This is a genomic window from Ureibacillus sp. FSL W8-0352 (genome assembly GCF_038004345.1).
Classification (GTDB): domain Bacteria; phylum Bacillota; class Bacilli; order Bacillales_A; family Planococcaceae; genus Ureibacillus; species Ureibacillus thermosphaericus.
In genome coordinates this window covers 2,864,428-2,889,651 of record NZ_JBBOQT010000001.1, presented here as the reverse complement: position 1 = coordinate 2,889,651, position 25,224 = coordinate 2,864,428, and the positions used below count along the sequence as shown (strand labels likewise).

Annotated in this window: 20 protein-coding genes, 1 tRNA gene and 1 pseudogene; 10 read left to right on the top strand and 12 right to left on the bottom strand. The window is 37.9% G+C overall.

Features of this window, described 5'->3' with window-relative positions; genetic code table 11:
* The first annotated feature begins 8 nt into the window (after positions 1-8).
* The 3 genes from NST98_RS14605 to NST98_RS14595 are packed head-to-tail and all read left to right on the top strand — an operon-like array spanning position 9 to position 3,825.
* The gene (locus NST98_RS14605) at positions 9-1,064 is read left to right on the top strand and encodes an ABC transporter substrate-binding protein (RefSeq protein ID WP_331855059.1); all 1,056 of its coding nucleotides are present in this window, start codon (positions 9-11) and stop codon (positions 1,062-1,064) included.
* A gap of 3 nt (positions 1,065-1,067) precedes the next feature.
* Complete coding sequence (locus NST98_RS14600) at positions 1,068-2,777, top strand: ABC transporter permease (protein WP_232019904.1); 1,710 nt, start codon at positions 1,068-1,070, stop codon at positions 2,775-2,777.
* Positions 2,767-3,825 carry an ABC transporter ATP-binding protein gene (locus tag NST98_RS14595; protein WP_096550201.1) on the top strand — a complete coding sequence of 353 codons (1,059 nt, stop codon included), beginning with the start codon at positions 2,767-2,769 and terminating at the stop codon, positions 3,823-3,825. The genes NST98_RS14600 and NST98_RS14595 overlap by 11 nt, the downstream gene beginning before the upstream one ends.
* A 347-nt stretch (positions 3,826-4,172) precedes the next feature.
* Here NST98_RS14595 and NST98_RS14590 read toward each other — a convergent pair whose 3' ends face one another.
* From NST98_RS14590 to NST98_RS14570, 5 genes and pseudogenes are all read right to left on the bottom strand, one after another.
* Positions 4,173-4,727: a chromate transporter gene (locus tag NST98_RS14590; RefSeq protein WP_096550200.1), complete on the bottom strand. Its 555-nt coding sequence runs from the start codon at positions 4,725-4,727 to the stop codon at positions 4,173-4,175.
* A 385-nt stretch (positions 4,728-5,112) separates the two neighbouring features.
* The gene (locus NST98_RS14585) at positions 5,113-5,262 is read right to left on the bottom strand and encodes a hypothetical protein (protein ID WP_340714207.1); all 150 of its coding nucleotides are present in this window, start codon (positions 5,260-5,262) and stop codon (positions 5,113-5,115) included.
* 462 nt (positions 5,263-5,724) lie between these two features.
* The gene (locus NST98_RS14580; protein ID WP_096550198.1) at positions 5,725-6,234 is read right to left on the bottom strand and encodes a YfiT family bacillithiol transferase; all 510 of its coding nucleotides are present in this window, start codon (positions 6,232-6,234) and stop codon (positions 5,725-5,727) included.
* A 64-nt stretch (positions 6,235-6,298) separates the two neighbouring features.
* Positions 6,299-7,193 (bottom strand): annotated as a pseudogene (locus NST98_RS14575) (tetratricopeptide repeat protein).
* A 125-nt stretch (positions 7,194-7,318) separates the two neighbouring features.
* A complete protein-coding gene (locus NST98_RS14570) occupies positions 7,319-8,836 on the bottom strand; it encodes a succinate CoA transferase (protein WP_340704578.1) in 1,518 nt (505 codons plus the stop codon).
* 273 nt (positions 8,837-9,109) lie between these two features.
* Between NST98_RS14570 and NST98_RS14565 the strand changes: the two genes are divergently transcribed.
* Positions 9,110-9,182: transfer RNA gene (locus NST98_RS14565), tRNA-Ala, on the top strand.
* A gap of 310 nt (positions 9,183-9,492) precedes the next feature.
* Here NST98_RS14565 and NST98_RS14560 read toward each other — a convergent pair.
* The 5 genes from NST98_RS14560 to ggt all read right to left on the bottom strand — a co-directional run bounded on the left by NST98_RS14560 (position 9,493) and on the right by ggt (position 14,613).
* Positions 9,493-10,059 (bottom strand): NUDIX hydrolase, encoded by a 567-nt coding sequence (locus tag NST98_RS14560; RefSeq protein WP_340715407.1) that lies wholly within the window; start codon positions 10,057-10,059, stop codon positions 9,493-9,495.
* A 107-nt stretch (positions 10,060-10,166) separates the two neighbouring features.
* Positions 10,167-11,633 carry a GGDEF domain-containing protein gene (locus tag NST98_RS14555; RefSeq protein ID WP_340715406.1) on the bottom strand — a complete coding sequence of 489 codons (1,467 nt, stop codon included), beginning with the start codon at positions 11,631-11,633 and terminating at the stop codon, positions 10,167-10,169.
* Positions 11,634-11,742: 109 nt separating this feature from the next.
* A complete protein-coding gene (locus NST98_RS14550; protein WP_016838808.1) occupies positions 11,743-12,270 on the bottom strand; it encodes a chromate transporter in 528 nt (175 codons plus the stop codon).
* Positions 12,267-12,821, bottom strand: a complete 555-nt coding sequence (locus tag NST98_RS14545; protein ID WP_168411877.1) for a chromate transporter — start codon at positions 12,819-12,821, stop codon at positions 12,267-12,269. Before NST98_RS14545 ends, NST98_RS14550 begins: the two co-directional genes overlap by 4 nt.
* 157 nt (positions 12,822-12,978) lie before the next feature.
* The gene (gene ggt / locus NST98_RS14540; protein ID WP_340715405.1) at positions 12,979-14,613 is read right to left on the bottom strand and encodes a gamma-glutamyltransferase; all 1,635 of its coding nucleotides are present in this window, start codon (positions 14,611-14,613) and stop codon (positions 12,979-12,981) included.
* Positions 14,614-14,869: 256 nt separating this feature from the next.
* On the opposite strand from ggt, the gene NST98_RS14535 reads away from it, so the two are divergent.
* Positions 14,870-15,223, top strand: coding sequence for a hypothetical protein (locus tag NST98_RS14535; protein ID WP_340715404.1), 354 nt, complete (start codon positions 14,870-14,872; stop codon positions 15,221-15,223).
* A gap of 848 nt (positions 15,224-16,071) precedes the next feature.
* Here the strand turns inward: NST98_RS14535 and NST98_RS14530 are convergent.
* The gene (locus NST98_RS14530; protein ID WP_340715403.1) at positions 16,072-17,427 is read right to left on the bottom strand and encodes an aspartate aminotransferase family protein; all 1,356 of its coding nucleotides are present in this window, start codon (positions 17,425-17,427) and stop codon (positions 16,072-16,074) included.
* Between the two features lie 378 nt (positions 17,428-17,805).
* Positions 17,806-19,392 (bottom strand): PucR family transcriptional regulator, encoded by a 1,587-nt coding sequence (locus NST98_RS14525; protein ID WP_340715402.1) that lies wholly within the window; start codon positions 19,390-19,392, stop codon positions 17,806-17,808.
* 241 nt (positions 19,393-19,633) lie between these two features.
* Between NST98_RS14525 and NST98_RS14520 the strand changes: the two genes are divergently transcribed.
* The 5 genes from NST98_RS14520 to NST98_RS14500 all read left to right on the top strand — a co-directional run bounded on the left by NST98_RS14520 (position 19,634) and on the right by NST98_RS14500 (position 25,222).
* Positions 19,634-21,271: an amidohydrolase gene (locus tag NST98_RS14520; RefSeq protein WP_340715401.1), complete on the top strand. Its 1,638-nt coding sequence runs from the start codon at positions 19,634-19,636 to the stop codon at positions 21,269-21,271.
* Positions 21,258-21,458: a DUF3311 domain-containing protein gene (locus NST98_RS14515; RefSeq protein ID WP_016838801.1), complete on the top strand. Its 201-nt coding sequence runs from the start codon at positions 21,258-21,260 to the stop codon at positions 21,456-21,458. The genes NST98_RS14520 and NST98_RS14515 overlap by 14 nt, the downstream gene beginning before the upstream one ends.
* Positions 21,455-22,969, top strand: a complete 1,515-nt coding sequence (locus NST98_RS14510) for a sodium:solute symporter family protein (RefSeq protein WP_340715400.1) — start codon at positions 21,455-21,457, stop codon at positions 22,967-22,969. Before NST98_RS14515 ends, NST98_RS14510 begins: the two co-directional genes overlap by 4 nt.
* Positions 22,970-22,989: 20 nt before the next feature.
* The gene (locus NST98_RS14505) at positions 22,990-24,240 is read left to right on the top strand and encodes a Zn-dependent hydrolase (RefSeq protein WP_016838799.1); all 1,251 of its coding nucleotides are present in this window, start codon (positions 22,990-22,992) and stop codon (positions 24,238-24,240) included.
* Between the two features lie 505 nt (positions 24,241-24,745).
* On the top strand, positions 24,746-25,222 hold the full coding sequence (locus NST98_RS14500; protein WP_094245811.1) for a DUF2975 domain-containing protein: 477 nt from the start codon (positions 24,746-24,748) through the stop codon (positions 25,220-25,222).
* The last annotated feature ends 2 nt before the right edge of the window (positions 25,223-25,224 follow it).

The window sequence follows — 25,224 nt, the reverse complement described above, 5'->3', positions numbered from 1 at the left end:
GTTTATTGATGAAAATGAAAAAATTATGGATGGCACCAGCAACACTTACTCTAGCATTAGGATTAGCAGCTTGTGGATCAACGGAAACAGGTAAAGAAGAAACAGAAACAAATACGAATGATGCACCAAAAACAGAAACTTCTAAGCTTAGCGGAACTTTATCATTCTATACTTCTCAACCGGAAACAGACGCTACTGCTTTAGTGGCAGAATTTAATAAACTTCACCCTGAAGTAGATGTGGAAATTTTCCGTTCTGGAACGGAAGAAGTCATCGGTAAAATTATGGCGGAAAAGCAAGCAGGTGACGTGCAAGCAGACGTGTTACTTGTAGCCGATGAAGTAACATTCGAAAACTTAAAAAATCAAGATTTACTAGCAGCTTATGAATCACCTGAATTTGCAAACATTCCTGAACAATATATCGATCAAGACTACATGTACGCAGGTACAAAAATAATGTCTACAGTAATTGCTTACAATACAGATTTAGTTTCTGAAGCTCCTACTTCATGGTTAGATTTAACGGATGCCTCAACAAAAGGCGAAACAATTATGCCTAGCCCATTATATTCTGGTGCTGCAGCTTATAACTTAGGCATCTTCACTCGCACAGACTACATTGGTTGGGACTACTATGAAAACTTAAAAGCAAATGGTGTGACAGTTGGTCAAGGTAACGGCTCTGCATTAAAAGGGATTCAAGCTGGTGATCAATCTTATGCCATTATCGTGGACTATTTAGTAAATAATGCGATTAAAGATGGTTCTCCTCTTGCGATTGTTTACCCTGAAGAAGGTGTTCCAGTAATTACTGAGCCAATCGCGTTAATGAAAGAATCTGACAATGAAGAAGCAGCAAAAGCATTTATCGACTTCGTATTATCAAAAGAAGGTCAAGAATTAGCAGCAAGCCTTGGCTATGCACCAATTCGTTCTGATGTAGATGCTCCAGAAGGGTTAAAAGGTGTAGATGAATTAACAGTGCTTGGCGCAGACGTTTCTGAATTATATCAAAACCGCGAAACAGATAAAGACCAATTCAAAACAATGTTTGGAGAGTAAGCAATGACGAGTAATGCTTTTATGAGTACGAAAGCAAATAAAGGAAAAAAAAGCAGTGAATTGTTTTCACTGCTTTTAAAAAAAGGAGGACTTACCCTTAGTCTTCTCCTTGTTCTTCTTTTCTTTGTTGTTCCTGTTGTTAGACTTTTATGGATGAGTTTTCAAGTAGACGGCACCTTTTCCTTTGATAATTATACAAATATATTAAGTGAACAATATACGTGGACAGTCATAAAAAATACCTTTTACATTGTCCTTGGTTCGACGGCTATTTCCCTTGTCCTTGGCGTCGCTTTAGCTTGGTTTGTCGCTTATACAAATATCCGATTGAAAAAATGGATGCAAGTGTTCATTTTACTTCCGTTTATCATTCCATCTTATATCGTGACGATTGCCTGGACCCAATTTGCTGGGGATATCGCTTGGGTAGATATTAATCTTTATTCCATGGGTGGGATTATTTTTATCCTTGGTGTATCCCACTACCCGCTTGTGTATTTATTTACAGTAAGCGTGTTGAAGCGGATTCCCCGTGAATTAGAGTGGGCCGTTCGCACGTCTGGTGGTGGGCGTTTCCTTACCTTTTGGAAAGTGACGATTCCATTGGCGTTACCTGGGATTGTTGGCGGTGGGATGATTGCCTTTTTATCAAACTTAGATAATTTCGGTATTCCTGCCTTTTTAGGAATCCCTTCAAATATTACGGTGTTAAGTACGGCTATTTATCAAGAAGTAATTGGGTTTGGCAACAATGCTTTTTCACGAGCGGCTACCTTTTCTGTGTTGCTCGCATTGTTCGCACTACTCGCAACAGGTGTTCAATGGTTTTTATTAAGAAAATCAAAAGTGACAGAAACGGCTGCAACGGATCATTCTCCGCGCATTCAGTTGCAGAAGTCTCGTCCTTTTGTGGAAATGTGCATTTGGGTATTTATTTTAGGCGTGAGCGTTGTGCCGATGTTTTCGATGATTAAAACGTCGTTAATTAAAACATACGGTTTACCGTTTATACCAGAAAATATTACCCTTCATAACTATAATTATCTTTTATATGATTACGGAAAAGTGCAAGATGCGTTGTTGAATAGTTTACAACTGGCTGGCGGCACGATGCTCATCTGTTTAGTCGTTGGAACAATGATTGCTTACGTGCGAGTGCGGAAACCTTCCTTCTTATCAAAGTTTTTAGAAGTGGCTGTGACGATTCCGTATACGTTGCCTGGTATGGTGTTGGCATTAGCGATGATTTTTGCGTGGATGCAGCCGATTCCGGGATGGAACCCATGTATTTACGGTTCCATTTGGATATTGTTGATTGCTTATGTGACAAGATTTATGGTACTCCAAATGCGTGGTAGTTCCTCAGCCATTACCCAAGTGTCTGTCGATTTAGAAGAGGCGGCCCATATTTTCGGGGCGAATGTTTGGACGAAGTGGCGCTCCATTTTATTCCCTTTAATTTTACCTGGGGTTTTAAGCGGAAGTATTTTAGTCATGTTAACGGCGTTAACGGAACTGACGATTTCTTCTTTGCTCTGGTCATCTGGTGCGGAAACGATCGGTGTCATTATTTTTAACTTTGAACAAGCAGGCTACACAACTTATTCGACTGCCTTTTCTGTCATTACACTAATGTTTATGGGAATTCTCGCTGCAATGGTTTATGGCTTTATTTATGTTTGGCAAAGGAGAGTAAAATTAAATGAAAACTGAACTAGTGAACATTAAAAAACGTTTCGGTTCTTTCGAAGCTTTAAAGGGAATCAATTTAACGATCGAAGACGGAGAGTTTGTTGCCATTGTCGGTCCTTCTGGATGCGGAAAAACGACATTGTTACGCTTGCTTTCCGGATTCGAGACTCCTTCTGAAGGCGAGTTATTGATGAACGGAGAAACAGTGGCATCGGAATCTAGCTTTATGCCTCCTGAGAAGCGCAATATCGGCCTTGTATTTCAATCCTTTGCGTTATGGCCACATATGAAAGTGAAAGAGCAAGTGAAATTTCCGTTGAAACATCATCGATTTGTTAGTTCCGAGCTGAAGAAAAATGCGGATGCTCGTGTGGAAGAGATGTTGAAAATTGTAGGCTTGAGCCATTTAGCAGACCGGATGCCAAGCGAATTATCCGGGGGACAAAAACAGCGAGTGGCGATTGCACGTGCGTTGAGCCCCTCCCCTGCACTTTTATTAATGGATGAGCCGTTAAGTAGTTTAGATGCGAAGTTACGAATTGAATTACGCAATGAAATTCAGCTCATTCATCGCCAAATTAAAACATCTATCGTGTATGTGACCCACGACCAAAGTGAAGCCCTCGCGATGGCGGATAAGATCGTTGTAATGAAAGATGGTTTAATTGAGCAAGTCGGAACTCCGAAAGAAATTTACTTCCATCCAAAGACGGAATTTGTCGCGACCTTTATTAGTAAGGCAAATATGATGAAAGGTGTTTGGCATGGAGATGAATTTACACCTATGGATGCACCTGACGTGACGTGGATAATGCCAGATGTGGATAAATCCTTTAAGTTAGCGGGGCTGTGCCCTGTGCGACCGGAGCAATTCCATCTGTCGGATGCAGGTTGTGGATTGCGTGGCATTGTGAAAAACCTGTTGTTCCAAGGGCGAGAAGTACATGCCATTGTAGAGGTTGGCGGTGAGGAAATTCATTTGATTACAGATATGCATTGCCCTGTAAGAATTGGCGATACGGTTTGGGTGAATGTAGTTGGTGCGGCTGAAAAAATGGCCGTCGTTTGATAGATTCAAAGCTGAATTGTGGATATATTTTGGGACAGTGTTTATATCTGTCCCGGATATCCACTTTTTTTGACTATATCTACGGATTTTATGAACATATCAACAGATTTTGTGGCAATTCTTCCGATTTTTGTGACAATGTTCACACCTACCCCTTAGTTATTCACGAGTTTTGTGAGCATATCAACAGATTTTGTGGCAGAATCTTCAGTTTTTGTGACAGTATCCACATCCACCCCAGATTTTCTCGGTTTTTATGAACATATCCACAACCTTAGTAACATTATTCACTTCACATTTAAATTATTATAATAGGTAGAAGAAGGCTAAAAATAATTGCACGTATATCATTCACTACTCTCCTCCTTCTTCACCGGTAAAAGCAGTGCTACGAGAAGTAATGCTCCGATAATAAGACCTGGGTGAAGTTTTAAAAGGAGCATTCCAACTATGGATAAAATGAGGATCAAGCCGCCAATTTTCCAACCAAGAGACTTCTTTGATTTTTTAAGAAAATCCCATGTGAGCACTCCAAGCATCACCGCTACAACTGGAACGACACCATTCGTCATCCCTTTTACAAAATCAAAATCTTTAAATTGTTTTAACGTTGCTAAAAACACAATCATCAAAATAACCGTTGGAAGGATTGTTGCGATTAATGCGTTAATGAGCCCAAGCCAGCCGCCTACCCGATAGCCGATATAGCCGGCCATTTTTGTGGCAATCGGGCCGGGCAATGTATTCCCAATAGCTAACACGTCAGCAAATTCTTCATTTGTCATCATTTGAAAAGTATCGACCACTTCTTTTTGCACGAGCGGAATTGTGGAAGGTCCTCCTCCAAATCCCAAAATCCCTGAACGGAAAAAGACAATAAAAATCTCTTTCTGTTTTGCCATGTGTTCATCCCCCCTGTGATTTTGTCTTTATACGATTCTCTTTCTCTATCCCGTAGCAATATTTTACAGCAAAAAGGGATGAGTTAGTGAAATTTTGTCTGCATGATTAGCGCGTGCCACTTGAAGGCGATTGTCTTAGTAATGAAGCCATGAACGAAATCTATCATTTTTCATATGATAAGTAAAAAGGGATGATGGGTTTTGAAAAGTTTTCCTTATGTGGACGATGTTTTTTTAGATATTGACCGTTGGGAAGATGAAGGTGGGCGAATTGTTGGGACAAGTGGTGCTGATGATAAAACCTTTTAATAAAGAATCGAGTAGGAGGGAGCGATTAACTCCCGTCCTCTCACACCACCGTACGTACGGTTCCGTATACGGCGGTTCAATTAAGATCATTGACGCAAGTCTTTATATAACTTCCGTGAATAGCTGTTCTCTTTATGCCAGTGGTCACTCCACCCTCCAAGAGGTCTCCCACGGGATTCACCGCTTCCTTCCTCAAGTGAGGTACTACGTTTTCTGTGTTCATCATGACTCACTGAATGCCAAGGGCTATTCTCTCTTAATTGTTCGGTCCTTCTTAGTAGTTCTAAACCAACTAATACTATGACCTCTGCTGACTTCTGACGGTTCAGCTACTTATCACTAAGTAGGTTATGAAGCGTACTTCACCTATCCGCCAGACCTCCCCGGGTAAGTACATGCACTTTCACACCATCTATCCGCCTCATTTACTCGATATGACCTTCGACAGAAAGAGCTTTGTTTTGTTTTGCAAACTCACTCAATCATACCTAGCCTTATATGAGGTTCGTGTTCCTCGGACCGGTGTTTTGCCTCCAGCTTCCTTCAGATTCCGCGTTACCACGGACACCCTTTTGTTGAGCTAACCTCTACTTCTGTCTTCGGGGTTCGGGACTTACACCCTATCGTTCATGTACATGCCGGGCGCACTAAAAAAACCGGCTGCCAAATTCCGGCATGCCGATTTGATTTATTTGGATAATGCGATTTTAATCTGGGCCAAATGATGTTCTTCGTGCCAACGCATTTTTGCAAGTTCCGACGCTACAGCAGTTGGGCCGTTGATTTGATGGTTGTATGTGCGCTTCAGTTGTTCTTCCGTTAGCGTCTTTCCCAATGAAACGATGCGTTCATTCGTTCCCTCCAGGATTTTAATGGAGCTTTCAACAGGAAGAGTTGTATCCGGAAGAACTGCCCACAGATTTTCATCGAATACCGGCACAGTTGCATGGTCGTCTGTGAGCGCCAATTTCAATCGAATATACATGTTTACTTGGGCATCCGCTATATGATGGACCAGTTGGCGAACTGTCCATGCCCCCTCACGGTATGTTTTATCCAACTCCTCGCCGCTCAATCCGTCCACCGCTTCCCGCAATCGACGTCCGAACGTTTCAATTTCCTTTAGCCACTCTTGCACTTGTCCCAACGTAATGTTTTCAGGAACTTGCAATTCCCCAATAGGATATCGAACATCCATTCTTCATACACCCCTTTTTTTCAACAGTTCATTGCCCTATTAAACTTTGCCTGGATAGAGGCCTCTAGCCTTGATATTCCGGATTCCCGTGGCGCTTGCATCCAAACAAGTAGCATGCACTCGTAAACGGAGCAGAAAATTGCAATTGCGGAACATATCCGGAAGTGATCCGCTCTTTCAATTGTTTATAATAGTTGTATTCCCTCGTATAATTTTCGATTGCGTCTCTCTTTTGCGCCTCGGTCCAGTTTTCATTCACTTCTTCCTGCATAATGGCTTTGTTTGTTTCTTCAATCTCCTCTTTAATGACTTCATCTAAACGGGAGAAATTATTCGTCTTATACAAAGCATACACAAATCGGCTAATCCAATAGGAGCTGCCGGAGTATGCATTATACCCTTTTTCAAACCATTCGATTGCTTCGTTGTAGCAGTCCAGCTCAACGTATAAATCGGCAATTTCGATTTCGCCAATCAAATGATAGGATCCCTTGTTAATGAAATCCAATTTTTCTTTTGCTTCCTTTGTTCTTCCCAAATCAATCAAGCATTTTATATAGCTATACATGGAAATGTCCGAATCTTTCTCTGCCAGCAAGTAATACTTTGCTGCAAGCTCCAGTTCCCCAAGATGATAATAGACTCCCGCCAAATTGATGAAGGCTTCGTTTGATGGCTGAATCGAAATGGACTTCTGTAATGCCTCTTCCGCTTCCTTCCAACGTTCCTGTTTAATTCAAATTTCTTCCAAAATATTATAAGGAAAATAGGAAGCAGGATTCATCCCAACCGCTTCTTTAATCTATCCAAGGGCCCGGTTGACATCCTCTTTCTCATAAAGGTACATCCAGGCCAGATTGTACGTTTTTCGATTCATCCACTGCTTTCAAAAACAGTTCCATTGCCTTCTCATATTCGTTTTGTTCATACAGTTCAATTGCTCTCTGATTCGTATCCAACTAACAATACACCCCATAAATTAGATTTGATGAAATAATCAGGATTGTGAATTCATAACAATAACTGTATTCTCCATATTTAAAAGGGTTACGTGTGGAAAAACGTAACCCTTTTCTATACTATATTATTTTACTTCTGCTTCTTCAAAAAGCATAGTACCTTTTTCTTTTAAATTTGTATGGAAGGAGAAGGCTTTTTCAAGGATGTGTGGTGTTTGTCCACCCACTTTTTCTTTTGCTTCTTCAAAGTATGCACGTAATTGTGGTCTGTACATTGGATGTGCAATTTCGATAATTTTTTCTGCTCTTTTTACTGGTGGAAGTCCGCGAAGATCTGCATATCCTTGTTCAGTAATGATTACGTCTACATCGTGCTCTGTATGGTCAACATGCGATACGAATGGTACGATTGCTGAAATTGCTCCACCTTTTGCTAATGAAGGCGTTACGAAGATAGTAATACGAGCATTACGTGCAAAGTCACCAGATCCACCAATACCGTTCATGATATTAGTACCGCTTACGTGTGTTGAGTTTACGTTACCGTAAATGTCAACTTCTAAAGCTGTGTTAAATGAAATAACTCCTAATCGGCGTATAACTTCTGGGTTATTTGAAATTTCTTGAGGTCTGAATATGATTTTGCCTTTGTATTTTTCCAAGTCTTCCGCTAATGAATCAACGCGTTTCTTAGAAAGCGAGAACGCAGTACCAGATGCGAATTTAACAACCCCTGCATCAATTAAGTCAAAGATTCCATCTTGTAATACTTCAGAGTGAACTTCTACATCTCTGAATTGAGCATCTTTCATATTTTTAAGAACTGCGTTAGCAACAGAACCTACTCCAGATTGTAGCGGAGCTAAAGAAATTGGTAATCTTCCCTCTTCTACTTCTTTATTTAAGAAGTCGATTAAGTGGTCTGCAATTGCTTGTGTTTCTTCATTTGGCTCAAATAAAGGAGAAGGAATATCAGGTTGTTCAGATAAAATAACACCTTTTACTTTTGCAGGATCAACTTTGATTCCAATTTCACCAATGCGGTCTGAAACGTTGTAAATTGGGATTTCTCGACGTTCACCTTGTTCTTTTTGTACATAAATATCGTGAAGACCTTCATATGCTCTAGGTGCAGTTAAGTTTACTTCGATGATAACGTTTTCAGCTTTCTCAACAAAAATTGGGGAGTTACCTACAGAACCAGTTGGGATAATTAAGCCATCTTCAGTGATTGCTGCCGCTTCAATAATCGCATAATCAATTTTTCCTAAAGTACCTTTTCTTACTTCTTCAGCCGTATGAGACAAATGTTGATCGATATAATACATTTCGCCACTATTGATTTTTTTACGCATTACCGCGTTTCCTTGATATGGAACACGTAAATTAATGATTCCTGCTTCAGCCATAGCTTGGTCAGCAGCTGGTCCAAGTGAAGCACCAGTATAAACATTGACTTTAAAGTTTTCTTTTTTGCCACGTTCTGAAAGCGCTCTTGGGAACTCTTTTGGCTCACCGAAAAGTGTGAAACCACTCATACCAAGGTTCATTCCATCTTCAATCCAAGAAGCCGCTTCCTCAGCAGATACTATTTTGTCTAAGAAAGCTTTGTGTCGAATAACTTGGCTTAAATCCTTTTCCATTACATGTCACCTCGAATTAATTATAATTTAGTATTAAATATTATGAAGAATTTTTAAATAAAACACAATTTTTCGAATACGAAGCCTAAAAAAAGTGTATATTTTTTCACTTACCTTTAAATTTTATTGTAAATATGAACCATATATTCGTCTAATAAAAGATTTCTATGATTATAATAGAAAAAAACTATCATTATATAGAAATAATTGCCTTTTCAAACTTTTCTCAAAGGATTGATAACTTTATAAAAATAGGTATAATATTGATTAATCGGGGCATTAGCACAGTTGGGAGTGCGCTACGCTGGCAGCGTAGAGGTCACCGGTTCGAGCCCGGTATGCTCCATTTTAAAAGAACCGCTAATCATTCCGCGGTTCTTTTTTTTATATTAAAAAACAATTTTTTAACTGTTCGATGCAATTTTTTCTGCTTATCGAAAATTAACATATTCCTTTTTATAGTTATAGATGATATAATTTTATATCTCCATCTTCAATTGTTCTTTATGACCATATTCTCATTCCATATTCCCTCAAACATGCAAAAAAGCAGGTATTGCCGGCTTCCATGCTAGTTTAAAATAGAAAAATTCTTCGTATGCATAAATATTCATATTATTAACCATTAAGATATGGAAGAATCACCCCTAAATGGTTCATTTTCCTTGTAATAAACGCAACTTTTCATTTAATTTTTTATACACTACTTGTAATTCCCTTTCCGTGCTTGCTTCCACCGCTTCATCTAATAAAAACCATTTGATATCGCTGTTTTCATCTGGTTTAATATGCAATAATTCGTGTTCATTTGCTTCCAGTAAGAAAGTAGCATTGAGATGCAAATGAGTCGCCACATGTTTACCTTTTTTTTCATGGGCTGCTACCCCTAAAATTTCGATTGAAAATATATCTTTCAATACAGGGGTTACTTGTTTTAAACCCGTTTCTTCCTTCGCCTCTTTAATAGCTACTCCTAATAAGTCGGCATCTCCATCGGCATGCCCCCCTACCCATGACCATGATTGATAAATATTATGGTAGACCATTAACACTTTTGTACGGTCTTTATTCACAAGCCAAGCAGATGCAGTAAAATGGGCAAATTCATTGTCACGTGTCAATAAGTTATCAAAAGTATCCATATAACGTAAGATAAGTTCTTGATCCTTTGCCTCTTGTGCGTTATATGGCGTATAGTTTTTTATTTGTTGTCGTAAATCCATGATTGCTACCTCGATTCTTCTTTATTTTCATTAATGGTTTGATTAGTGCAACATGTTAACAAAATAGGCGTCTTTTTCATATCAAGACGCCATGATTTATCCAGATTTTAATACTCTGTTTTGAAAATAGAATATTGGCCTTTTCCCTTTTCTTTTGCTGTATATAAAGCCACATCCGCTTTTTTATAAAGCAAATACTTATTATCCCCATCGTCAGGATAAAAAGAAATGCCAATACTTGCAGAAACCCCAAGATTATCAATGTCTGTATTTTGTTTAACAAGTTGATTAATTTCCGTAATGATTTTCTGTGCCAATTCTTTCGCTTCTTCGGTCGTTGTTGAATTCAGAACAACAATAAATTCATCTCCACCATAACGATAAGCCTCCCCATTTTTCGGGATGAGGGTGCGAATAATTTGAGCCACCTTTTTTAACAGCACATCTCCTGATTGATGTCCTAACACATCATTAACTTCCTTAAAATGATCTAAATCAATCATGAAAAAGGCTGTTTTCTTCCCTTTTTTTGTTTTGATTGCCGTTATAAATTCATCAAATGCAGAGCGGTTCGCAAGTCCCGTTAAGCGGTCATGGTAAGCTAAATACATTGGTCTTGCAATCACAAAAGATAGCACTAGTACGAAGCTAAAAATAATGATTAATTGAATGACAAACATTTTTTTTATTTGATGCAGATTGGCATTCCATAGTTTTTCATCATAGATGATTTCAATTACTTTGTTTTGAGCAAAGTCTCGATCAAATTCTGATTCATAAAACATGTAACGGAAAGTAGCAGGTGTACCATTCCAATAATAATCTATTTCTGTCGGTTGTTTCGATGATAACGTTCTGTCAAAGGCTTCCTTTTCTTTTTCCGTTAAGCGCCTTTCATTTGCAGATTTGCCAAGCGTTAATCCTCCAATGTTTAAAATATGAATGTCATAAATAAATGGATATAATCCTTTTAATTCTTGGATGTGATTAAAAAAGTTAAACGCCTTGAAAATATTATTTTCATTTAAAGAGTAGCTCAATTCAATCATATACTTTTTATCTGGTGTCGCCATGTAACTATACTTCTTTAATTCCCCTGTTTGTTGCTCTATATCTAACGCATCATGATAAAACTCTCCAGTCGCTCTTCTTTCATTTAATAGGGTGGTTAGTTTTTTACAACATTTTGTAAAATCTAGACCAATATCTTGTTCAAAACTACTATGAGTAATCACATTTTCTGTGTTGATTATGTATATATGCATCCCTAATGCTTGATTCAAGCCTTGGAAATCCCATTCATCAAAGTTTGGATTTTCATTATACTTCTCTATTAACATCTTCGTATATTCTTTCATTTTTTCAGCGCTGTTATCATCTAGTAGTAGAATCGCCTTTTCATAGGATTTTAAAGAATCTTTGATTGTGTCTTCTATCCTTTTAAATACGAATTCATTTTCAGTCTCCGTTTGTTTCTTCAACTGAAAAAAAGAAACGATTGCTAGAAAAGTGCAACTCATAATCGCTAATATTACGATACTTACAATTAATTTGACCCTTAAATTATATTTCATCTAACCACCTATATTTCATAGTTGAAAAGTATTTTCATGACACAAAGATAGAAGGCAAAATGGTGACACCCTAAAGAATGCCTCATATTGCCTATCATAACAACTTGTATTAAAGAAATATCCCACCAATTATAAGTCCCATCATCACAACAAAAGCAGGATGAATTTTTAATTTTTCAAGAGCAATGTATGCACCTACGATGAGTATAATCGTATAAATTATTCCAATTGTATCATAAGACGTTCTCAAAAAATCAAAGGTCAATTCTGCAAGCAATACAACAACTGCCGGTAAAACGAAACTAGACAATCTTTTGACTTTCGGGGATTGCCGATAGCGATATAAAATGTTAAGTAAAATCAACATGGCAACTAATGAAGGCCCTACTGTTGCAAACAATGCTACAATCGCCCCCAAAACGCCCCCGACCTCATAGCCAATGTATCCTGCCATTTTAATCGCAATCGGTCCAGGCAATGAATTTCCTAACGCCAATACTTCGCTGAACTCTGATGTATTCATCCATCCATACTTATCAACAACTTCATATTCAATTAACGGAATGGAAGCAGGCCCCCCTCCATATCCTAAAATCCCTGGGTAGAAGAAGGCCAGAAATAATTGTATATAAATCATTCTTTTCTCTCCTCTTTTTTGATTGGGAGAAGTAGTGCAATCAGAAGCAATCCTGCGATGATGATGCCTGGATGAAGCTTCAGAATCAGCATTCCAACGATTGAAACGCACAAAATAATGCCTCCGACTTTCCACCCAAGAGACTTATGAGATTTTTTAAGAAAATCCCAAGTGAGTACTCCAAGCATTACGGCTACAATTGGAATAACTCCATTCGACATTCCTTTTACAAAATCAAAATCTTTAAATTGTTTGAGTGTGGCAAGGAAAAGAATCATTAATATAACCGATGGGAGAATAGCAGCGATTAAAGCATTGATTAAACCTAGCCATCCACCTACTCGATAACCAATATATCCAGCCATTTTTGTAATAATGGGGCCAGGTAAAGTATTGCCTATTGCTAACACATCCGCAAATTCTTCATCGGTCATCATTTGAAAGGTATCCACTACTTCTTTTTGAACAAGAGGGATAGTTGATGGCCCTCCACCAAATCCCAACATGCCAGAACGGAAAAAGGCAATAAATATATCTCTCTGCCTTGCCATACTTTATCCCCCTTTATCGTAATGTAGGTAAAATTCTTATAGAATAGTATTTATATTATTTTTATATACTTTATATCTTTCTCTATATATTTTTACAAAATTTTCACATTTTGTGAATCAATTGTTATATTACGAACGAGAGGAATTGGAAAATTTTTTAATACCCAATGGCTATACCATCACCACGAGGATCTGCTCCTCCATACTTCACTCCCTTTTCATCGATATATATCGCTCCTGCGTGTCCCATTAAATCCGAAAATTCTTCTACCACTTCCACCTCATGCCCAAATCGTTTCAACTCCTTTTGCACATTTTTCGGAATACGACTTTCCACTTTTAATGTATTAGTGGTTGCTCCCCAAGTCCTGCCGTATAAAAATCGCGGAGCTTCGATAGCTTCCTGTACATTCATACCGTAATCGATAATGCGTGTTGCAAGGAGCGTTTGCGTTTGTGGCTGACCTTCTCCCCCCATAGTTCCGTAAATTAAGACTGGGCGATTATCCTTCATCAGCATGGCAGAATTGAGCGTATGGAAGGAGCGTTTTCTCGGTTGTAAGGAATTTACGTGTTTGTCATCTAAAGAGAAGAAGCTGCCTCGATTTTGCAATAATACCCCTGTTCCTTTTGGAATAAAGGCGGAACCAAATTCATGATAAATGCTTTGAATGCAGGAAACAGCATTTCCTTTTTCATCCACCACCGCAAACCAAACCGTATCCCCCTTTGGATCCATGGCAGGCAATGCCGTCGCATGGCAACTTTCTTTTATCTTTTCAGCAAAGCCAACTCCCCGCTCTTTACTGAGCAATTCGTTCAGCGGAATATGGTTGTATGTTGGATCAGTTAAATACTTGTCACGGTCTCGGAAGGCATGTTTGATGGCTTCTGCTAATAGGTGATAATACTGTGCAGAGCCTTCTTCAATCTCTGCTAAATTCAATTGATTTAAAATATTCAATATGGATAAAGACGCCAATCCTTGTGTATTTGGCGGAAGATTATAAGCCACAAAGTTACGATAAGGCACTGAAACGGGCTCCACTAAATCGCTCGTATGTTTTTGGAAATCCTCTTTTGTCAAAATGCCTCCGTGTTTCTGCAAGTCTTCCACCATACGTTCCGTTAATTCACTATCATAAAAATAGTCCGCGCCGTTTTGTGCAATGAGTTCTAATGTTTGTGCCAAATCTTCTTGAATGAAGATATCTCCCACTTTGTAAGGCTTGCCATCCTTTAGAAAGATGCGAGAAAACTCTTCAAAACGATTTAATGCACGAAACGTTTGATCTTTTTCATCCAAATTTACTTTCGTCCATGTGTGTTGGCTTGGAGTCACAGGAAAGCCTTCCTTTGCATAGGCAATCGCTTGTTCAAGAAGCTTATGCCATGGCATGGTACTTCCCATTTCATCTTGTCCGTATTGATATGCTACATTCCATCCCCGAACTGCACCGGGTACCGTAATAGCCGCAAGTGGACCGCGCGCAGGAATTGTTTCGTATCCTTTGGAGCGATAAAATTCAATGCTTGCCCTTTTGCCCGAACGACCACTTCCATTAATCGCTTTGATTACCCCGTTGTTTGCGTTATAAATGAGCCAAAAGTTATCTCCACCAATGCCATTCATGTGAGGATAAACAACGGCAATGGTTGAAGCCATTGCAATAGCAGCTTCAATTGCATTCCCTCCCTCTTTTAACACAGAAAGGCCTGCCTGTGATGCTAAGTAGTGTGGCGACGTCACCATCCCTTTCATTGCCATTGTCGTTGCTCTATATTGAACCATTCTCCTTCCCCCCTGTATAATCCATCAATCAATCTACATAATCTTCATTTTATTCTGTAAATTAAAAATGTAAAGAGTTTACAGTTTTTATTTTTGATTTCTTCAAAAGGAAGGAGATTTGCCAAAACAGTTTAAACCTTTAGTTAATTTATCGACAAACTGCAAGGATTTTTTGAAATTCATGAGTAATATATTAATAATGTCGAATCGCAATTCTAGTAAAGTTATTTAGTTACTAAGCGGGAGGTGTTAAATTTTGAAAAAAGTCCGTATGTTAATGATTTTGCTTATTTTTATTCTTCCCTTGCCAGCATGTATACAAGAAATTCTTTTATTTACAGGGGAAAGCGATTATTGGAGTATACGTTATGAAGTGAATAAAAGTGAAGTTTGCGGAAAATCAAGTGGAGCTATTAAATATATAGGCAATGAGCCAGTTCCCGAAAGTATAAAGTTCTCCATTGATAATTTAGAAGGAGATGTTTCACTAGAACCTGAAGGAGTATTCAGTTTACCTTTTGGATGTTCTAATGTGAGTAAAGAATCGGAAATTGAAGCTATCATAGAATGGGATGGCAAAACAGAAACCATTGCACTAGAGTTAAATTGATGAATAGATACGGGTTTAATTTCAACTTATCAACAACGAGGGGACTTCTCCTCGTTTTTCTCATTATTAAAGGGTCATTTAATGTCTTATTTACAATCGCAACAGTAAGCGGCTTTTTCTTCACGAAGGCGAAATGAAGTCGAGATTTTCGAATAATAAACTTTCGTCCAACAACTACTTCCCCTCGTCAGATAATAAAGGAATAGCCTCCTTAACGGGGATAACGATATGTCGCTACGAAAAAGTTCCTTCCCTCCAAAAAAGTTTTTATTCCAATAGAAAATCCTATTTAGTTGTCTTTCAGATAGAATTCAACACCTTCTGTTTCATGTACCAAATCTTCGACATTCAAGGAAATTCCCCTCCCAAAATAAGACATTTCTCGGGAAATAATGCAACATTTCATCTTTTCTAACGATTAATTATCTTCCGTTTTCTACATTTATATCTACAAAAAAGATAGACCAGTCGAACCTAAAATTCGACTGGTCCATGCAATCTATTCCTTCATTCATAACCACACGCAATTAAATATTTTAATAGATTCGCTTCAACTTTCAAAGTAATTATCACAAATTCATAAAAATTTATTCGAATTAACACGTTCTATTTAAAACAAGGGGGACGGACGAAAGTAGTTTCGCCGGTTTCTTCATAGGGATGTGCTTCAACTTTCACATTCGAAAGACATTCAATTGAGTTTCTTACATCATGCACTTTATGCAATAATCGCCAAAACGCAACATATGCAACCTTCAATTTTTAGGGATTCATTTGATAGAACCATCAAGTATCCACTTTGAATTCGTACAATGTCGTTCATTTTAAAGGTATGTGTGTACGTAACTTTATTTCAACTCTTTAATTGCTTTAGAAACGACTTTCACAACTGTTTCAATATCTTCATCTGAAATATTTAATGGTGGTGCGATTGTTAATACGTTATTATAGCCTGCCACTGTTACGCCGTTCTTATTAATAATGACGCCGTTCTCTTTACTTTTCGCAATGACTCCATTCACTAGTTTCACATCAAGCGGCTCTTTTGTAGCTTGATCTTTCACAAGTTCAATTCCAATCAGCAATCCTTTTCCTCGCACATTGCCAACATACGGTGCATTTTTCAACTCATCTTGGAATGCTTTCAACATTTCAGCACCTTTTACCGCTGAACGTTCGAATAGATTTTCTTCTAGCATAATATCAATATTTTTAATCGCTACTGCACATGCTGCTGGATTTCCGCCGAACGTATTCACATGGCGGAAGAAATCATATTCTCCACTATCTTTAAAAGCTTCATAAATTTCCCGTTTCACCGCAGTTGCTGATAAAGGTAGATATGCACTCGTAATACCTTTTGCCATCGTAATGATATCTGGTTTAACGCCGTAGTTCATAAAGCCAAATGGTTTTCCAGTGCGGCCGAACCCGCAAATCACTTCATCAACAATCATTAATGCTCCGTGATTTTTACATACCGCTTCGATTCCTTTTAAATAGTTTTCTGGAGGAATGAGGATGCCGCCCCCTGTAATAATTGGCTCTAAAATCATTGCCGCAATTGTTTCGCTGAACTCCCAAGTCATGACTTTGTCGACTTCTTTTACACTTGGAATTTCAAGTGGGTCTGTATAATGATCTTCATTGTTGCGATAAGAATCAGGCGGTGTTACATGAATGAATCCTGGTGCTAAAGGCTCGTAACGGTATTTTCGTTCTGCTTGGCCAGTTGCTGCCAGTGAGCCCATAGAGTTTCCATGATAGGCACGGTAGCGGGAGATGATTTTCCAGCGGGATGACTCGCCTTTTTGATGGTGATATTGTCTTGCGATTTTAAAGGCTGTTTCATTTGCCTCAGAACCACTATTGGAGAAGAAAATGACATAGTCATCGCCTAACAGCTCATTAATTTTTTCTGCTAACTCAATAGCTGGTGCATGGGAAAAGGATAGTGGCGTGTATGCATTTTTTATCATTTGATCATATGCTGCTTTCGCTAACTCTTCCCGACCATATCCAACATTCACACACCAAAGCCCTGCCATTGCATCGATATACTCTTTTCCGTCCACATCTACAACTCTTGCGCCCGTTGATTTTTCAATGACAAAGGTTGCATTAGGGTTGTATGGTTTCATGGAGTGCCACACATATTTCCCATCTTTCGCCAACAACTCTTTCCCAGCATTTGTACTTAACATTTCATCACGCTCCTATTCATTACTTTCATCATTCCGCTTACAAAAGAAACCCTTTTCAAAAATCAATAGAATGCTAGCTAGAAAGGCACTTGTTGTATGTATATTATGAATGGGAAGTAGGTGTTTTTCATTGAACAAAACGTTAAATAAAATTCAAAATATTGTACAAAACGTAAAAATAACTCCCCTCCGCTCTTGTCGTAAAAGGCTTTTCAAAAAATGTAAAAAGCCGACCAAAAAATGTAAAACTTTTTGGTCAGGCTCAAATCTTATCAATAAATATCTTTTTTAATCTCTCCCACCAATGGTCACACTCGTCGCAATATATCTGCGACGAAAGCAGAGCGAGCCATAAAAGAGACCCATCAAAATGACTTTTCATGCGCTCCCTTTCTTCATCGGCACTAAAAACTTTCTTGCAAGCAGCATAAATTCTAATGCAAGTCTTTTTTCACCATTCATAAAATCTTCCCCTAGTAAACTTTCTATCTTTCGAATGCGGTGATACAACGTTTGCCGTACTATATATAACCTTCTTGCGGTTTCCTGTTTCGAACCATTCGTTTGCAAATACACTTCTAACGTTTCAAGCAATTGGCCATTGTTCTTTTCATCAAACTCAATTAACGGTTGCAAATAATCTTCTACCATTTGCTCTAAATCTACATGTTTTTGCAAATTATAAATCAATCGGAATAAATGCAAATCATCATAAAATTGAGCAGGTGTCCCTACTTTTCTTTTAATATATAACGTATCCAACGCCGTCTGAAAGCTATCATGCATGCAATGTAGATTATTGGTGATTTTTCCTACAGCAAATTGGAAAGAAGATGGATGAATTTTCGCTAACACTTCAGAATTTCCCAGTTTGCTCAGGGCTTCTTTCATTCGATCTTTCATTGAACCTTCTCTTTTATTTAACAAGATAAAAATAATATACTTTTTCTTTTCTATAATTAATGTTAAAAATCCGTACTGTTCGAAAATAGACCGCCCTAACAATTTGTAGTAAGTAATATCAAGTTTCTGCTGTGAGAAAGATTCATTAAATTGGGTGATAAATACCGCTCCGCCTTGTAAAGAAAGGCTTGGCCATTGCGAAAATAGGTAGTGATGAATTTCATCCTTTGAATGCTTCCCTTCAATCCATCCCTCTATCCAGTGAGCGTCTTCCATTCCCTTTTTCTCTTCCACATATAATTTTCGAATAAAAAGTTGGCCAAGGGCAGTCGCTGTTCTGTCCAAAATGAGTGTTTCAAATTCAGTTATAGAAGCTTTCTCTTCTACTAACATCACTTCTGCATATTTATGTTCAAATAGATGGATAGGTTGCACGAGTAGTTTTTGAACATATGATTCTTCTTCTAGCTTTTGTAACAAACAAGCTTTTTGTTTTTTTGAAGTGTTTGGATATAAAATGGGTTCTTGTCCATCGATTTTCAAGACAAGTGGTTTTTCTAAATATTTATAAGTAATTTTTAAGATTTCTTCCGGTTGCTGTGCGTACAATGTTTCTTTATTCAACTTTTCGGAATAGCTCTCTAGCTTTGAAACCATCGCATATTGCCTATTAATAATGAGGGAATGCAGTTCTTGCGTAATTTCTATAAAGGCCACTTCTTCTTTAAAAACAATGATGGGAAAGGCATGCTCATCTGCAAGTTGAACCACTTCATAAGGCACTTGTTGAATATATTGCCCATATTCAATACAAAGAGCCGCGCAATTGGATTCAATTAGCCCTTTTACAAAATGTAAAAATTTATCTACATCATTTTGGATGCCCAGTCCAGTCGTTAATACAAGCTCATTGCCTTTTACAAAGTTTTCAACATTGACAATTTCTAAAATATGTACCCACTTAATGACATTGTGTAAACCCAATCTTCCTGCAATCACTTCCGCTTTTTGAAAATGTTTGTTGTGCAAAATATCTTGAACTTGCATGGAATAATGATTCAATGGCTATCCCTCCTTATTTATTTATATTGTTAAAACGTTGTTTAATAGAACAAAACTAACAAATTTTCAGCATAATAGAGAAATAATATAAATTTTTGTAGTTACGATATGTATAATGATACTTGAAAGTATTTAACAAAGTGTCTATATTTTTCTGAATTTTATAAATGTTAAATTTATTATACCTATACACTAATCCCTTTCTAGGTGTATAGGTATTTTTTGTATAAGGGGTGAATGTATGTTTGCAGATTATGTATTTTATGATGGAGAAGTGATCACAGTAGATCGGTTTGATTCAGTCGTTGATTGTGTTTGTGTAAAAGGAAGAAAAATTCTTGCAACAGGTGAATACAATTCTCTCCAACACTTGATAGGTCCAAATACAAAACGGATTCGTTTAAATGGAAGATCTCTTCTTCCAGGGTTTAATGATGCCCATTTACATCTTGTTTTATATGGAGTAAATCAACTAGCCATCAATTGCAAAGAGCCAGGAATGGACTCCTTAAAAGCCATTCTTCATGCCTTATCAGAAAAGGCGAAAAGCACTCCCCCCGGAAGATGGATTCGAGCTTGGGGATTTAATGAAAGAAAAGTAACAGAACAGCGCTACCCTACCCTAGAGGAATTAGATGCCATCTCAACAGAACACCCTATTATCATTACTAGAACTTGTAGCCACATTTCTGTTGTCAATAGCAAAGCATTGAAACTTGCAAATATTGATCAACACACCCCCAATCCTCAAGGAGGTATCATTGAAAAAGATCAAAACGGCCATTTCACTGGTCGACTTATTGAGGCAGCAAATATGGAAATGAATCAAGTTGCCAGCTATACGGAAGAAGAGTTGTTAAAAGCGATTGAAATTGCCAATCGGGATTTTCTAGCAGCTGGCATAACAAGTGTTGGTGAAGCGGGAACGTTTAATGCGGACAGTTTTCGAGCACTCCAAATTGCAAGTCAACAAGGCTTGTTGCAATTACGAATATATGCATTATTAGGTTCATTAGTTGATTCAAAAGACTTTCTAGAGAAAATCATCGCCTCTGGAACGCTCACTGGGACAGGCAATGAATGGTTCAAATTAGGACCCGTTAAATTATTTTTGGATGGCAGTAGTACTGGCCCGACCATTGCAACGCGTGAAGGATATACAAGTGATCCAGCAAATCATGGCATTCTCTATTACTCTGGAGAAGAGATTTATAACATTTTAGGACATGCTCATAAACTGGGGTATCAAATTACCGTACATGCCCAAGGAGATAAGGCGATTGAAATGTATTTGAATGTTGTTGAGCGAGCATTGAAAGAACACCCGCGAAAAGATCATCGCCATCGAATTGAACATGCTGGCATTTCGACTCCAGATTTGCAAAAGCGAATAAAGGAACTAGGCTTGATTCCTGTTCCAAATCCGCCATTCCATTATGAGTTTGGTGAATCGTATATCCACAATTACGGGGAGCGGGTTCGTTACATGTACCCCGCTCGAGATTTCATTGATCAAGGCATTCTGGCAGCAGCTGGTTCAGACTCCCCTGTTACAGACTACAATCCTTTAGTTGGAATTCATACAGCAGTGAATCGTAAAACGAGCGAAGGGACGCCGATTGGAGAAAATCAATCCATCAACGTTTTAGAAGCAATCAGAATGTATACTTACAACGGTGCTTATGCCTCCTTTGAAGAGCACATAAAAGGTAGCATCGAACCAGGAAAACTTGCTGATCTCGTTGTGTTAAATGATAGCATTTTGAATATTCATCCTCATCACATTAAAGATTTACAAGTGGATTTAACAATGATTGATGGAAACATTCTTTATCAGAGAAAGGATTCAAAGGAGGTAGGATTCTATGAAGTACATTAAATTGTTGCTGATTATTCCTTTTATTGGGATGATTGTCTGTCTCCCAATGGTGAATCGCATTGAACCTTATGTATTTGGCTTGCCTTTTTTATTATTTTGGATTGTGTTTTGGATGATTCTTTCATCAGTCATCATGGCCATTATTTATCGATTTGATCCAGATAATAAGGAAGGTGAAGCTGAATGAATACTTCATTAATCATTATTTTTGCCTTTGCCCTATTCGCTTTGTATTTAGGGATTCGTTCATCTCGCGGGAAAGATATTAATTTAGATGAATTTGCTGTCGGTAATAAAGGTTTCGGAACGCTATTTGTGTTCTTGTTAATTGCTGGGGAAGTTTATACAACATTTACGTTCTTAGGAGGTAGTGGTTGGGCATATTCTAATGGTGCAGCAGCCTTTTATGTCCCTGCTTATATTTGCTTGGCGTACGTGTTATCCTATTGGCTCATTCCAAAAGTTTGGCGATATTCAAAAGATCATCACATTATTTCTCAGCCAAGCTATTTTGCATCCTTTTATAAAAGTACAGCTTTAGGGATTATCGTTGCGATTCTCGGAACAGCCGCTCTCGTTCCTTATATTATGATTCAATTAAAAGGTTTAGGGATTATTGTATCAGAGGCATCTTATGGCGCAATCTCCCCTGCTATCGCAAGTACAATTGGAGCGGTTATTGTAACAACGTACGTCATTATTTCAGGTATGCACGGTTCTGCTTGGACAGCCGTTGTGAAAGATATAATGATTCTAGCCGTGATTATTTTCTTAGGGCTATATATCCCTTATCATTACTTCGGTGGAATCCGACCATTGTTTGAAGCTGTACAAGCTACACAGCCAGAAAAATTAACACTTGCAGATTCCGGTTTTAGTATTTCTTGGTTTATTTCAACTGTATTATTAAACGCACTCGGCTTTTATTTGCTTCCAAACTCGTTCTCTGTCGCGTTAACGGCTAACAGTGAAAAAGCATTACGGAAGAATGCGATTACATTGCCACTCTATACATTGTTATTATTGTTCGCCTTTTTCATCGGCTTTGCGGCAATTGTGCAAATACCTGGATTGCAAGGTTCTGAAGGAGATTTGTCGTTATTGCGTTTATCCATTCAAACTTTTGACCCTTGGGTAATTGGAGTCGTTGGTGCAGCTGGATTATTAACAGCGTTAGTCCCTGCTTCCGTTATGTTAAATTCCGCTTCCATTGGTCTTACAACAGGAATTTACCGCGTCATTAATCCAAATGCTAGCGAACGAAAGCAATTGCTCCTATCCAAAATACTTATCGTTGTTATCGTCATCATCGCCCTTTACTTCGCTGTAAATGGTAGTGATGCTCTAGCGATGTTAAACATTTTATCGTATGCGATTATTACGCAATTAGCACCTGGACTGTTGTTTAGCTTCTCAAAGAAACCATTGTTGAATAAGTACGGGGTTATTGCAGGGATCTTAGCTGCGGTTGCAGTGATTTTCTACATGAGTTTAACAGGAGCTAAGATTGCAACCTTCTTCCCTAACGTTCCAACATTTATTAACGACATTAGTACAGGCATGCTTGCTCTAATCCTGAACTTCATTGTTGCCATTTGCGTGAGTTTGCTAACGAAAAGTTTGGTGAAGGAAAAAGAGGAAGAAGCGGTATTGCAACAAAGCTCTGCACATTTAGAGGAAACATCTATCACAAAATAATATGATTGGAGGAATGGAATATGAAAGTTTGTAATGCAAATCGACTTCGTGAAACGATTGAAGCTTTTGCAGAGATTGGGAAAACGAAAAATAATGGTGTAACGCGCCTATCCCTCTCTAAAGAAGATATTGAAGCACGAAAATATTTTATTAAATGCTGTGAAGAGTTAGGAATGTCCATAAAAATTGATGACATGGCCAACATTTATGCCACACTGCCAGGTAAAAAGGATCTTCCTCCTATCCTTATGGGTTCGCATCTAGATTCTGTTGAAAAAGGCGGTCGTTTCGATGGAGTTTTAGGAGTGGTGACACCGTTAGAAGTCGTTCGCACTTTGAAAGATTTAAACATAGAACTAGAATTTCCAATTACACTTGTGAACTTCACGAATGAAGAGGGCGCCCGCTTTGACCCAGCGATGATGAGTTCTGGCGTACTGACAGGGAAATTTGATAAAGAAAAAATGCTAAAATCCACAGATAAAAACGGCATCACTTTTGGAGAAGCTCTCGAAAATAGCGGATTTAAAGGTGATGAGCAAAACCGTTTGAAAGAAGGAACAGCCTTTATCGAACTTCATATTGAACAAGGTCCTGTCCTTGAGTCCGAACAGAAAGAAATTGGAGTGGTTGAAGGCGTCGTTGGAATGGTGTGCTACGAAATTACAGTGAAAGGTGAATCCAACCATGCCGGTACTTTCCCAATGAAACATCGAAAGGATGCCCTCTTCTTAGCGGCTGATTTAATTACGCATTTAAAACAAGAACTCGGAAAACTTGATGAAGAACTCGTGTATACAATGGGGCGAGTCAATGTGCATCCAAACATTCATACAGTGGTGCCAAATCTAGTGAAATTTACGCTGGAATCTCGCCATAAAGATCCGAACGTCATTAAACAAGTGGAAACAATCATTCACTCACTCCCTACCGAGTCGAATGGATGTACCGTTAGCTTTGAGAAGCTTTGGGGCCGTGATACAGTTCCATTTGATGAAACGATTGTAAATACAATTGAATCCGTAAGCAAATCATTAGGATATTCTACTAGAAGAATGTACAGCGGGGCTGGCCACGATGCGCAGTTTATTGCAAGCATTGTTCCAACAGCGATGATTTTTGTACCGAGTGTAGGTGGACGCAGCCACTGTGAAGAAGAGTTAACTTACTACGAAGATTGTTATAAAGGTGCCAACGTATTGTTGCAAACTTTACTTTCCCTTCACGATCACTATTTATCAAAATATTCATCAGCTTCGAAAAATCAATAAAGATGCCATTAGCATTCTCCACTGGGGAATGCTATTTTTCTATCATTCTTCCAGTAATTTCATTTCATAATTGGAGATGAGTTATGAGAAAAGCTGCGGTTTTAACATTATTCTTTATATTTTTGGGTCTTCGGAATATATGGTGGAATTACTTTTTTAACAGTTTGAAAACAATGGATGCCTAAATCGGATTATTTGGTGGAATGTTGAGTGATGTGTTGTGAGAAAGTTTAAATATTCTAATGAACAAGAGTGTTGCAAATAAATTTTCCAATGCCTTGTAAAAGTGTTAAGACATACTGGAAAAAAGAAATTTATTGTTATGACTGTATTAGGTATTCAAAGCATCTCTGTCTAAAAAAAGAGATGCTTTTTTATTTCACACCAACAAAAGAAATTACAATAGTAAAACAACAATAATATATTAATTAATAACAATAATTTATTGCAAGACAATAAACTTTGTATTAGGATAATAATAACGGTAAATAAGTGAGGTGCTTTTATGGAACGAGGAACAACACTCTTTTTAAAGATAGCTGTTTTTCTTATTGGGATTACGGTACTTGCTTTGTGTATATTTTTGTTACCTTGGTTAGCAAATTATACCGCAGAAATGTATCCAGAATATGCTTATTTGCAATATCCTGTATTAATTGGTTTGTATGTAACTGCAATACCATTTTTCTTTGCTTTATATCAGACTTTAAGACTTTTAAACAACATTGATAAAAACAATGCTTTCTCGGAGTTTTCAGTAAATGCGTTAAAAAATATAAAATACTGTGCAAATGCCATTAGCATTTTATATGTAATAGGTAGTATTTTTCTTATATCACAAAATGCCTTACACCCTGGAATAGCACTTGCAGGATTTATAATTATCTTTGCTTCATTTGTGATTGCAGTTTTTTCTGCGGTTCTTCAAAAGTTGTTAAAAAATGCCATAGAAATAAAATCAGAAAATGATTTAACGGTCTGAGG